Annotated in this window: 8 protein-coding genes; all 8 read left to right on the plus strand. The window is 58.8% G+C overall.

The features are described from left to right. The first annotated feature begins 298 nt into the window (after nucleotides 1-298). The 8 genes from ACPFL9_RS09110 to ACPFL9_RS09145 all read left to right on the plus strand — a co-directional run bounded on the left by ACPFL9_RS09110 (nucleotide 299) and on the right by ACPFL9_RS09145 (nucleotide 12,402). Nucleotides 299-5,509, plus strand: coding sequence for an AAA family ATPase (locus ACPFL9_RS09110; protein WP_426007189.1), 5,211 nt, complete (start codon nucleotides 299-301; stop codon nucleotides 5,507-5,509). 8 nt (nucleotides 5,510-5,517) lie between these two features. Further along, entirely contained in the window at nucleotides 5,518-6,666 is a 1,149-nt protein-coding gene (locus ACPFL9_RS09115; protein WP_426007190.1) for a hypothetical protein, read from the plus strand. Nucleotides 6,667-6,889: 223 nt separating this feature from the next. Beyond that, nucleotides 6,890-7,540 (plus strand): type ISP restriction/modification enzyme, encoded by a 651-nt coding sequence (locus tag ACPFL9_RS09120; RefSeq protein WP_426007191.1) that lies wholly within the window; start codon nucleotides 6,890-6,892, stop codon nucleotides 7,538-7,540. Then, a complete protein-coding gene (locus tag ACPFL9_RS09125) occupies nucleotides 7,507-8,187 on the plus strand; it encodes a hypothetical protein (protein WP_426007193.1) in 681 nt (226 codons plus the stop codon). The genes ACPFL9_RS09120 and ACPFL9_RS09125 overlap by 34 nt, the downstream gene beginning before the upstream one ends. 917 nt (nucleotides 8,188-9,104) lie before the next feature. Next, nucleotides 9,105-9,464, plus strand: a complete 360-nt coding sequence (locus ACPFL9_RS09130) for a hypothetical protein (protein WP_426007194.1) — start codon at nucleotides 9,105-9,107, stop codon at nucleotides 9,462-9,464. A gap of 1,102 nt (nucleotides 9,465-10,566) precedes the next feature. Then, nucleotides 10,567-10,956: a hypothetical protein gene (locus ACPFL9_RS09135; RefSeq protein ID WP_426007195.1), complete on the plus strand. Its 390-nt coding sequence runs from the start codon at nucleotides 10,567-10,569 to the stop codon at nucleotides 10,954-10,956. 113 nt (nucleotides 10,957-11,069) lie between these two features. Next, the gene (locus ACPFL9_RS09140; protein WP_426007196.1) at nucleotides 11,070-11,975 is read left to right on the plus strand and encodes a hypothetical protein; all 906 of its coding nucleotides are present in this window, start codon (nucleotides 11,070-11,072) and stop codon (nucleotides 11,973-11,975) included. Continuing rightward, nucleotides 11,965-12,402, plus strand: coding sequence for a hypothetical protein (locus ACPFL9_RS09145; RefSeq protein ID WP_426007197.1), 438 nt, complete (start codon nucleotides 11,965-11,967; stop codon nucleotides 12,400-12,402). Before ACPFL9_RS09140 ends, ACPFL9_RS09145 begins: the two co-directional genes overlap by 11 nt. The last annotated feature ends 230 nt before the right edge of the window (nucleotides 12,403-12,632 follow it).

Raw genomic sequence — 12,632 nt, forward strand, 5'->3', positions numbered from 1 at the left:
CTGGTCTGAAGAATTCCAAGTCCGTCCCTGTCCGCTCCTGGTTTTTCAGCCCCGCCTCTATATGTCCGGGCATCGTCGGAAGGTCATGACCGTCGGATCCAGCTCTAACAATCCAACTAAACGGCCGAAAAGGGACGCAGGTAGGTTTCCTTTTCCGTGTTCGTGCAAGACTCGATGTATCCCTTAGACAGTGGATGACCCATTTTCAGGTTGGTAACAGGGGCGTGCTACCATCACCCGCAACAGGAAGCGCCGCGAGTCAACCACCGGGCGGGGGCGAAAAGGCAGATAGGACACGATGAGTCTCGGGCCCACGCATCACGGCTACTTCTACCAGGACCTAATCACTGCTGTCGCACTGGTCGACCTCCTCTTAGGTACTGCGGAAACCATCACGGTTGACACGAAGGGATTCGATACGGATCGGTTCGATGATGTCAACGTTACCTACGCCGACACGACTCGCCTCCGTCTGCAAATCAAACATACGACCTCCGATCGCCGGCTCTCGAAAGAAACGTTCTCCCAGGACGGCCGAAACCTGAAGCTTAACAAGGTCCTCGACTCCCTCCTCAAGGACCTTGCCACGTCCCCAGCGACCACTTACCGAATCGTCGTCCGAGACCAAGAACCCGACGACTCCCTCGCCGTCGTCTTAGTGCCCGTTGACCCGTCCGTGCGACCAGCCGACCCGCTCCCGGGCGTCACAACTGCGAAGTACCGGTTCGACCCCGTCGCCCTGCGCGCGAACGAGCCCTGGGCCGACCTGGTCAAGCACCTCAGCGACAACGACCTCCGTAGGGCTTGCAACAGTCTCATCGTTGACGCGGGCGCACCGGCGTCAACTATCAGCTTCGCCGACCCTGGACCTGCCGAACGTTCCCTACTCCGACGCGTCCGGGAAGATCTTGGAGCAGGACGTACCCCCAACACTGACGTCACCCCGGAGTTCGCGGCACATGCACTCGTTCAAGCTGCAACGTCTGCTCGCGTAGTAGATACCGGAGTCGTGCGACGCGACCTCATCGAACCTCGACTCGGGCTGCGAGTTGACTTCGGAGCCGTCGCCGCAGGACACCCCATCGAACCTGAAGTCGCCGTTGCTCGCCTCGGAGCAGCGGCAGAGGTCAGCAAACACATCGATAGCACTGTGACGGGTGGGGGACGAGTCGTCGTCGTAGGCGAGCCAGGCGTCGGGAAATCATGGCTGTGCGAAGAGCTTACAGTTCGATACCGGGACAACGCCTGGACAGTCGCGCGCCACCACTGCTGGCTCGGCTCAAGCGACGACCATATGCAAGAGCGAGTCCTCACCGAAGTCGTCATCGGCAGCCTCCTCGACCAGCTCGGACGAGCAGTCCCTGAAGCAATCAAGGACCTCCGCCCCAAATTCGCGACGAGCACCGAAGCGCTCGAATCGGCACTCGAGAACTGCCGCGAAACTCACCCTGACAAACCAGTCCTCTTGGTCGTCGACGGCGTCGACCACGTCGACCGAGTCGTCGGACGCAGCACCAACCAGCAGAAAGACCCGTCACGTCTCCTGGTTGAGGAGCTTGCAGCCCTCAAGCTTCCCGCCGGCGTCTGTCTACTCGTCGCAAGCCAGCCCGGACCCCACCTCAAGCCAGTGGCTCCCGCATCCGAACCCTTCCAAATGCCGCCGATGTCCCGAGACGAGATCAAGGCGCTTACCGCCAAGCACGGCCTGCTTGAATCACCTGACGGCGTCGGACGCGTCGGTTCGTCTGACGAGGACACCATCGTCACTTTGGTCCACGAACGTTCCAACGGGAACGCGCTCTACGCGACCTACCTGTGTCGCCTCGCACTTGGCGCATCACCCCTCGACGATACCCCGGTGCCACTCACTGTCAACGAACTCATCTATCGTCTTGAACGGGTCCCCGACACGGCTAAAACGGTCGAGGAGTACTACGACTACCTGCGCGACGCGATGACCCTTGATCAACGATTCGCCACAGACGCGCTCGCGCTGTGCGACTTCTCGCTCACGCCCGACGAACTGGCAGAGCTTCTCGGCTCACCCATAAAGGCCTTCGTTCTCCCGGCACTCCAGACGCTTGCTCCGGTCCTGAACACGCAGCCTGGCCTAGGCGGACTCCGCCTCCACCATGAGAGCTTCTCGCGGCACATCCTCCGCACCATTGACCACGAGGCCTCAACCTCCATTCGCCAGAGCATCGCGAAGTGGCTCGAAGGCCGCGGATTCCTCACCGACTCCCGAGCCTTCCGTCACCTCCCCGACCTACTCGCCAACCTAGGCGAGTACGACCAGCTCAAGGCCTTGGTCGGTCCAAGCTTCGTGGCAGATGCAATGCGGCAGTTCCACTCCCCGGAAGCGCTGCAACGAGCCCTCTGCGTCATCTCACGCGAGGCTCAATCGCGTCTGGACTGGCCAACCCTCGTCAAATGCGTAGAAGTCCGAAAGGCTATCGACACGTACGAGAACGACGCTCTCACGGAGACGCTTACCGATTATGCCGATGTCATCGTGGATATCCTCGGTGCCGAGACTGTCGCAGAACGCCTTATTTACAATGGGCGCACAACGTTTCCCCCGCGATGGGGCCTTCGTATCAGCGACGCGGTTGACCGGGCCGGCGCTGCTGCACCTTGGAAGGCGTACATCGAAGGGTGGGAAATCCAACGCAAGGCCGATCGGACCAGCTACTCCTCCGACAGAGACGGAACATTACATCTGGCCGCCCAACGCGGAGCCCTTCGACTCCGCACCCAACGACAAGACGTCGACCCATCTCTCATTCCAAAAATCGCCGAGCACCTAGAGGGCGAGCACGACGCATCCTTGGCCGATCTTGTAGAGACGTTCACGGCCGCACTGCCGGCGGACTACATGCCCCAGGTCGCAGCAGCAATGAACGACCCGGCCAAGGCCGCCGAGACCTACTTGGCCCTCGCCGACCTCGCCGCAAATGGAACCATCGGGCTCCCCAACCCTCACGATCTAGCGCGCCAAGGGTGGGAACTGGACCCGACACTGGACATTATCGGATACCTCTTCCACGGTGTCGCGCCACAGGATGTACTTGTGGGACTTGGAATCGCGGATCTTGAGGCTGAACTAATTGGCGCCACGGATGTCATTCTTAAAGCGAGGACTGCCGACGAACCGGCCGTCAGAAGGTGGAACGCTCTCCTCACACTCGCGCGGGCCATCGACCCCACCCTGGTGCTAAAGGCCGGCGCAAAGTTGTCCGGAGTCGGGTTTTACCGGGCATGGCTCCGCTACACAGTCACAACTATAGGAATCGCAGACGATGTCCGCAGCGGCGCCTCAACACCCGAAGCCGCGTCGACCGCAGTGGTCGTCGCGCTCGCTGACCTCGTCGCTGCGGCCAAGCCCTTCACCGGCAAGCCGCGAGCATGCGACCTGTACTTCATCCATCCCCTCATCCACCAGGTGATCGAGAATTCCCTCACCGTCGTGCTGGAAAAAGATCTTGACACCGTCCTCGACCACCTAATCGCCATAGGCGATGGCACCACTACGACCACCAATCTCGGTCTCGGCGAGAACGGCCCGCTGACCACCAACGATCTGCTCTCAGTCCTCGGACGGATCTCCCACCACGTCGGCATCGGCGCCATCCACGCCCTCCTTGCCGTCATCCGTAAACGTCGCAACGATGACCACACGGGATACACCCAACAGGCTGCATTTGAACTTGAGACCGCCCGCATCTGCATAGCTGCAGGCGCTAGCGACGAGGCCCGCGAATGCTGGAACCGGGCAGCTGACTTGCTCGCAAGCTACGGCGGACATAAAGACCCGACGCTCTCCGAGATCGTCGCAAGCATAGAAGACATCGAAGATCCTACGGAAGCACGAGTCCGACTGGCCAAACTGGTCGACCTGGTCTATCTCGTACGGCAGCACACCGACGGCCGCGATACATCGCATTACGTCACTCAATGGTGGGAGATTGCCGCATCTGTCGATCCGATCGCTGCGGCCCGCGACGCCGCCGACCTGTATCTAGACACCATCGGATTCGAAGACGCCCGAGCAGAAGCAGCGCAAACCCAATTGCTGCAGAACCACCGCGCGACAGCAGACCCCGCCACTCTCGCCGCATTGCGGCTCACCACAAGCATTGCCTGGCGATCACCAATGGTCGACCTGGAAATTCTCAGCCGCCTTGCGCCCGAACGTGGGGCTAGCCAACCGGTCGACACGATGCTCAGCGTCCTCGCCAACAACATCGCCGCATCGTACGACAACCAGCCGATGCAATACTCGAGCGACCAGTCCAAAGAAGTTGTGGACCAAGCACTCGTCCAAGTTGTGACGAATCTAGGGGGCCCCGAATTTGCCCCCCGGGTAGCGCGCCCAGACCAAGAAAACCAAAGCTCGTTCCTCCGGACGGAAAAGGGGCCAGACGCCCACGCCCTCCTCAAGCGCCTCGTTGCAGCCCAACGTCCCGAGGCGCCCCAGGGACGCGCAGGCGCCATCAGCATCGCCCACGCAATCGACAAAGAGCGCTACCAAGATGAGCCCGCCACCTGGGACATCAACTCCGCCATCATCGCTATTGGTTTCCGCATTCTCGAAACGACACTCTCCGAGGGAAGCCACGCCGGGATTGCACTCATCGACGACGTCGCCCGCGAAATCTCCACCTTCTCTCGAAACGACATCTTCGCCAGCCTAGGACAGGGTCTTGCCGTCTATGCTGACGGAAATCCCGCTGTCGCTAAAGTCGCCAGCTACTGTCTTATCACCGCGTATCAACGCATTCGCGGTGGCGGAGGCTGGCGACAGTTTGCGGGTCGGGAACGCCGAGCACTATGGGTGCAGGCCCATAAGCTTGCCCCGGGCACCGCGGAGCGCGCACTCGCCGCAGCGGTTACCGATCGTGTCGCCGCAGAGTCCTTCAGCTCATATGGAAGTAGTCAAGGCCTCATCGCAGCATTCGCCGCGCAGCCCACACGCAGTTCCGGTGGCACCGCCGCTGATTGCTGGGATGCCGCCTTCGACATTATCAGTCACCGCCTCCCAGGTACCGCCCAAACAGGCACGCACGTCTACCACCCGACAGCAATCCCGGACTCGGCCGACGACCTCAATGTTGCTATCGCAACATTGGCGATCTCGACCATCTGCCAAGCCGCAAGGGAACAGATACGACTCGCTCTGGTAGCGACCGAGTTCCTCCTCACGCTCCGGCCGAAGGCCGCCCAAAGCGCGCTCTCATACATACTCCGCAAAGACCTGGACGCAGGTCGTAGCAGCTGGCTACTCGAAACTGTGCGGGGGAACGTACCAGCGGGTGACCTCGGAGACGACCTGGCCACGGAAATCACCCGACTCGCGACGAGCCACCATCTGTCCGTCCGAGCGCTAGCAGGTCAGATTCTCGACACCCACGGACGCCCCGTTCCGGAACCGCCAGCCACTACACCGTCAATGTCTGTCGTCAGCGCGTTCCACAGCCTCGTCCATGAGTACGGGGAAGAAGCAGAGTGACCCGGAACATGTCTCGAGGGCAGGTCGAGCGACTTGTCCGTTTCTACCTGGACGACCGTCTCGCGGATTCCAACGAACCACCAGGCGTGCGTGAAGCTGTGATCCAGCAAGTCGTCGACCGGGTCGACAACATCAAACAACGCTCCGGAGAACAGATCGACCAACTCTGCTCGCCATCGTCACAACGCATCCCCGATGCCTACTTCAATGATGAAGAGGAAATAGAGAACGCCATCCAACTGGCGGCAGCCGGAATCCGAGCAGCACGTGCACGGGCAGGCTTCCTGACAGCCTATGCACGGACAATGGAGGCTAGCTACGCATTCTCGCTTGCCCCTTCAGCCAAGTGGGCGCTTCTCGAAGAATCGTCGCGCGTTCCCCGTCCATCAACCCGCCATCACTTTTTGGCACGTTCCCTAACGCCCATTCCATGGCAGGATAACGAGGCCGAATGGCCACCGCCGGTCGCAGTCGAACTCGAGAGGACCCGCACCTTCGCCGGACAAGATGCAGGGCCTGTGCGTGTGGTGGAGAGACCTTTTGGCGGGTGGGTGCAACTTGGCATGTTCGAACGACAAGCCACCTTGGGGAGAAGCTACCCCAAGCAGCCAATCCGCCAACTACTTATCTCAACGGGTCTCGAGGTCAGCGCCGAACCCTTAAGGATCGATTCAATGCCGCTTGGGACGAATCCTCCGAATATCTGGATGTTTCCGTACGAACACCTCCTTCCGGGCATTCACCAAGCCGAAGCGGCGGAGATCTTAGACGATTTCGAAGGACCGCTGACCACCATGGCAGACTACCGACATCAGCGAAGCGCACCTCACCGCGGTCGTGGCGCTGGACTGCACCCTTTTGTTCTCGTGCCTCGACTTGAACTCGTAGCGTTCCTGGGCCTTCGTCCAGAGTCCCCGACTATGCGGCATTGCCTTGTTGACGGGAAAGGTCCGGCCATCGTTGGACGAAACTGGCGTGGATTCCTAGTTCACGACGGCAGTTACAGCCCGCTGACACCGGCGGTTCACGGTGCGGACCTAATAGTTCGCCCCGACATATACGAGCGCCTCAACGGCGCATTCGACCATGAGGGCATCCAGTCCGGCATCAGAGTCCAGCATTTCGAGGGTGAGGATAGCGACACCGAATACGACTGAGGTGCTGCTGGCTGCGGGGAGTGTGTTGATGAAGCCACCCTGAGGATCTTGGATTCTAGCAGGTTGTCGGCCGTCTCTTCTTCGTTGAATCCAGAAATGATGAGTACGAGTCATGCCTTGAAGAGTCCTTCCCCCGCTTGTAGCGCTTGCGTTTGAGCAAACAACACCAGCTTTCTCCGCAGCTAGATCAAAGCCTCCTGTAAGGCGACGAGTTAGTAGGTAGATGACACATAGCTGTGATCTGTTTTTGTCGTCTTTTCATAGTTTCTGCCAAGCGCATAGAAGAATCGAGGTACTCCAAGCCGGCAGATCGCGTATCGGTTATGCCCTCGGCCTTTCCTGGGGCGCCCGGAAGGATCATTCCCGGATCATAGTCAATTCGAACCTGAGCCTAGAGTGCATTCCGGCCCAGGTGTTGGACTATCAGGTCAATGGGAAGTCCGCCATTGAGTGGATCTTGGACCGGTACCAGGTGACGACGCATAAGGACTCGCGGATCACCAAGGACCCGAACGACTATTGCCGCGAAGTTGGCGACCCCCGCTACATCATCGACCACATCAAGAGAATTGTCACGGTGTCGGTCGAGACCAACAAAATCGTCGCAGGACTGCCGGGCACTGCACGTCGTGGAGTAGCCGGTGTTCACCCCAGAAGGGTCTGCACAGCGGAAAGGAGAATAAGGTATTTGTGCCGTTTCTGCCGTAAAACACGGCAAAAATCCCGGACTCCACGCATCGTTGGCGTGGCGGGATGTATGGGGCTCGACGGGGGTGGAGCGTGTATTGACGGGGAAATTCATTGGCCTAAGCTCTGCGGGACACCTGTTATCGTTTTAGAATGGCCGATGACTCAGTGGACGACACAGTCCTAGACTTTTCAGACACTCTCTTCGGGATTCGACCAAATCCAAGGTATCCAGATCTCATGCGCATCAATAGTCTTGCGGAGGAGCTGGGCTACAGAATGCCGATGATTGACAAGGGCTACTCATTGGAGGAAGTCCAAGAGAAACTACGTGCCGAAGGGCCAAGCGCGTTTCTCCGGATAATGCAAGTTCAAGAAGACATTTCACCCAAAGCGCCACCGAAAACTGCACAGGAGTTCGTTGCAGAGAGGCTGAACCGAATCGGTCCTACAAGCGACCTCATCATCGTTGACCCGTATCTCTTTCCTCACACGCCCAGTCTTGGGATTAAAGCCTATGCAATGTACGTCGCCCAACTCATCGCACCCCTCTTGACGCCCCAGGCGGTCGTCACCTGCGTCGTCAACAAGCAGACCGGCGCGCAGGTTGTGGAGGCCGTGAGGCAAGAACTGGGCTTGCTCAGGCCGGGGATGACGCTTTCCCTTATCCGGACCGAAGACTTCCATGACCGTTTTTGGATTGCGAACCGGTCGGAAGGTGTCGTCGTTGGTGCCTCGTTGAATAATCTGGGCAAGAGAATCTTTTTCATCGACTCGCTGACTGCTTCTGACGTGGGCTCAGTCATGGGTGAACTCGCTGCTATTGGAATCTGAGTTGCCCTGGCGGAAATTTTGAACCGTCCCGGGAACCATGCTGTCTGCTTGTCCTGACTTTGGTCATTCTATTTATTGCTTGGCCCGCGGGTTCCGGATTGCGTTGAGGGCTGCCCGTTAGTCGGCAGGGACGGCGGGTGGGAATGTCGGCTCGGTGCCGTTGATCGAGATGGTGACTGATCGACGTGGCCGTAGTTGGCGGACCAGGTTTTGGATCGTGCGCCCGGTCCGGTTCGGACCATAGAGGGCGTCTACGGGCACCTCATGCCGGAGGCGTTGCAGGTTGGGGCCGATGCGACCGAACGCGAAGTCGCAACGTTCATTCGCTGACGCCTGTTCTACCTACTCAGGATGCGAGACGGCTGCGTGCACGTGTGCCGATTAGCCTGGCGCTGCTTGTGCTGGCGGCCTGCGTCGCGGGTGAGGGGAGCGAGCTCGGCAGGATCTCACTGAGCCTTGCTATTTCCGCGATATGCTCGGACGTGAATACGATCTTGCCTTTGCCCCAGCACGCGTGTGGGAAGCGTCCTGCTGCGGCGCCGTCCCGCAGCCACCCTTCACTGCAGCGCATCAAAGCTGCGGCTTCCGCAGGTTCGAAGAATTCCAATTCCATGTCGATCCGTTCGCAGGTCAAACCATCTAACTGTTCATGGTTGTACAAGCGACAAAGGACATGACTGATCCGCTAGGCACTCACCGTTGCGGTTGGTATTCCTTGAATAAGCGGCCTCGTAGCGAATCCTGAGTTACTCGACCCTCAAAGCGGGCTTTCCTACATAGTCGCCCTGGTCCGTTGCCGTGATGCTCCTGGCCCCAACAAAACGCGGGACTTCTCGGCCTGTCATAATTGCTGCATCACCAGAACCCGTAGACTGCTCGAGCTGATCTTGCCGGAATCCAAGAGAACCAGGACGCCCATGGACAACTACGCCGAATTCTTGAAGCGTCTCGACAGCGCAGCGGAGAGCCTTAAGGCAAGGCGGGGCCGACTTGAGGCTGTGCGGGATGTTGTGTCAGCAATGCATCAGCAAAACCAATTTGGACGGGATCAATGGGCCATGCGTATGGCACGAGTGGAACAGAATGTTGCAACTGGCCAATTTCAGGGGAGAGCGGCGCTCGAAGACCTTAAAATGATTGCCGGCAACACGGTATCGCTGTTTGGCCCCCGAACAGACTTGGTTGGCCGAAGGTTGGCGGCGGTGCAAGCTCGATTGAACGAGATTAACCGATCGCTTCATACTCTCGAGCTGAACAAGCAAAAACTCTTGACTTAGAGGAGGATCGCGGAAGAGCGTGAAAACCTCAGTCGAGCTGTGCTGGGACTTGCGGGCACCGCGGAAGGGGTCTCGGCACCAACACCTGATAGAGGCCTGCGGGAAGACCTGAAAGCTGCCACAGAAGCGGTCTTGCTGGCTGAGGCCTTGCTTGAAGTGAAGGGCGAGTAGCCATGGCTCCTAAGTCCACAGAACGCGTGCTGATGCGGTTTGGCCCGCATCAGTGGTCAGGCCATCCGAATAAGGGTGCCACTAACCTATTCGTCGGCTCAGGCTTCGTGACTTTTATCGCATGTCTGCTTTCAATGATAATTATTGAACCGCTAAGGAACATAGGCGTAATCGTTCTAGTCTGTACGTCCGTAGCCGTGCTGGTCACATCTCTTGACGTTGGTAGCAAAGCTAAACGAGAAAAAGCTTTTCTCGTCGGCTTGACCGAAGGAATTAACGATCTAATCATTTAGATGACAGGCGATCCGACTCTCCGTATCTCCCCAGCGAGACTAAGGCAACTGATTGAATGGGGTGGCAGCGCGCCTTTGAAGATCAACGGGGTGCCAGGCCTTGACCTCCGAGTTGATGGGAAGCTGGACGAACGTCGAGTGGTCGCCACCGTAACCGTCCCGGAGTACGGTTTGGGCAGTTTTGACCTTTTGCTTGCTGATGAGGAGCAGCGCAAAAGCTCAGGATGAGAGACAGTACCGTTGGAAAAGCCCGTGCGCCGACGGATTGTCCCTCTCGCGATCATCCAAATTTCTGCGCACGACCCTGGCCTCGTGACAGCGAGGCCTCAACGACCCAATTCGAGCCGTACGCTAGGCGCGTTTCCCGGTTGATCCCGGCAACCCTTGAAGTTGCCACATAGGTGGCATCAGGACATGGAGTCGAATTGAACGGCTTGCTCTGGACATGTCCAGAGGGCAAGCGTTCAATGGTGTTTGAGGGTCGATCGTAATTGGTGCGCCCTCCAGCCGAGGAAAGTCACATCACGGAGACGGCTATGAACTCCAAGCAGTGCGGGTTTGGACAGACACCAAGCGAGCGTGCTATGAGCGTATTTCGATCTATGGTGCTCCCGGCGCACCTCGACTTGGCGCGTTTGGTGAGCGTAGTAGAGGGTGTCCGGCGTCGGCCCATAGAAATTGAAGCCGCAGGCTTCCTTAATGGCGGGTCTGTGTGCGGCCTATGGCTTTCGACGGACGAAGTCGAGGTCATCCTGCACGCAGTCAGCCCCTCGGGATTACACCGTCAGCAGCTCGTGCTGCACGAGCTCGGGCACATGGTTCTGCGACACGACGAACTGGTCATTCCCGTGGACTACGTCGGCGTTCTCTTCCCCAACCTTCCCGCTGGTCTCGTCCGCCGCGTCCTGGCGCGGACGAGCTTCAGTGATGAACTTGAGGCGGCTGCCGAATCACTAGCAGACCTCTTCGCCGGAGCGATCAGGAACAGCGCGAGGGAGCCGAGGTCATTCGAGAAGGTATTCGGATGATCCAAATTGCTGCCGCGGTCCTCATGTGGCTGCTAGTGGTTTGTCTACTGCCAGGAACACGCCACCGGCGGGACCACAGTGTCCTGACTGCGGCCATCACCATTTCTGTGGCTATGACGCTCAACATCGATCAGGTCTATTCGAGCGTTGATGCAGCGCTCGGTGGGAGGAACTACGTCGACCTCCTGGCCAACGTCTCGATGGTTGTCGGCATCTACTTTCTCTCGAGGGCGATTATCCGAGCGGCAACCCCAGATGAGGCGGGAGCAAGGCGGGACACGTTTGGCGCTGTCCTTCTGGGCGTCGTGACAGTGGGACTCGCAGTCACTTTCAGCCTCATTGCAATCCAGAGCAGCTCGACCCGCTTCATGCTGGATTACGGTGGCCAAGTCCCGGCCGCTCTGTACTCAGCCATTCAGTTCGTCTACATCGGTTACGTGGTCAGTGTTACTGGTGTGACCTGTTTTCGGTTCCGTTCTGACATGTCTCGGCCCTACTACCGCGTGGCCTTCACGTTCATCGGAATGGGCTGTGCTTTAGCACTTCTGCTCGTGTTACTCGTACTGGCCATGGACATACTGCACGTACAAGGCCGCATGGAAGCTATGCGTGCGATATCGCCTGCCTACGATGCCTCAGTGGTTGCAGCCATGTTCTTTCTTTGTGTTGGTCTGGCAATCCCGCCTGTCGCTCGGCGTGTCCTTCGCCGCCGGGAGTCCGTGACTGAGGACGAACTGGTTCGTGGCCTGCGGCTTGTCTGGGACAAGACAGCCGGCAACCGGCAAGACGTTCGCTTGCAACTAAGCATCGAATCTCAGAGTCAGCAGGACCAGGCACGGCGGCTTCATCGGATGCTCGTTGAGGTGCAGGATGCTCTTCTCGTGGAGCCAGAATTGGCGAGTTCCTTGGATATAGGCGAGCTCAGAGTCCTAAGTGCTGCTGAGAACTATCTTGCCGGACCAGTTGAGCCTCGAACTACGGTGCGGAAGGTTAGGGGAAACAGGGGGCATGATGGATGACGATGGTGCCGGAATCTCGGAGACTCCGCAGGCCAGGCTGGCCCGGAAACTCCACCTGCTTCTCGATCTCTATGAGGCCGGTGGCGCTGACTCATTGACCTACCCGGAAATCGGCCGGCACATGAGTGATCGAGGGACCCCTTTGTCGCGATCCCGATGGGCCTATATGCGCAGTGGAGATAGCTCACTGGCCACTGATCCGGCGTTGCTGCGAAATCTGGCTGAGTTTTTCGGAGTGGACCGCGACTACCTTCTCGACGATGCAGGGGAGATACCGAAGTTAGTGGATGCGCAGTTGGAGCTTCTCCGCAGTCTTCGAGAGTCCCGGGTGCGTAATTTCGCTGCCAGGCAACTGCACGGGATCTCTCCGGAAACCTTGGACAAGCTCCGCAAGGTCATAGACGACCGAGGAACCCGAAAGGAATGAACGGTGTCCCTGGTCTCTAGACGAAATGCTGTGGGCGCAAGACTAATAACGGCGTCGCTTGCTGTGCTTGCCGGCTTCGGTAGTGCAGCTTACTTTGCGCGCCAGGTTGTTGTGCCGAGATTCAGCCGCCGAGAGGATCTGTGCGTTCGATCCGTTTACTCCAGTGCTGACGGCCACCTCTTGATCGAACTTCCGGCTACGGCAAGCACCATGGCTCCAGGCCGGTACAG

The organism is Paenarthrobacter sp. NyZ202, assembly GCF_049860755.1.
Classification (GTDB): Bacteria; Actinomycetota; Actinomycetes; order Actinomycetales; family Micrococcaceae; genus Arthrobacter.

Coding starts and splice junctions, on each gene's coding strand:
- ACPFL9_RS09110 (WP_426007189.1), top strand. CDS start 299: ATGAGTCTCGGGCCCACGCATCACGGCTACTTCTACCAGGACCTAATC.
- ACPFL9_RS09115 (WP_426007190.1), top strand. CDS start 5,518: ATGTCTCGAGGGCAGGTCGAGCGACTTGTCCGTTTCTACCTGGACGAC.
- ACPFL9_RS09120 (WP_426007191.1), top strand. CDS start 6,890: ATGACACATAGCTGTGATCTGTTTTTGTCGTCTTTTCATAGTTTCTGC.
- ACPFL9_RS09125 (WP_426007193.1), top strand. CDS start 7,507: ATGGCCGATGACTCAGTGGACGACACAGTCCTAGACTTTTCAGACACT.
- ACPFL9_RS09130 (WP_426007194.1), top strand. CDS start 9,105: ATGGACAACTACGCCGAATTCTTGAAGCGTCTCGACAGCGCAGCGGAG.
- ACPFL9_RS09140 (WP_426007196.1), top strand. CDS start 11,070: ATGACGCTCAACATCGATCAGGTCTATTCGAGCGTTGATGCAGCGCTC.
- ACPFL9_RS09145 (WP_426007197.1), top strand. CDS start 11,965: ATGATGGATGACGATGGTGCCGGAATCTCGGAGACTCCGCAGGCCAGG.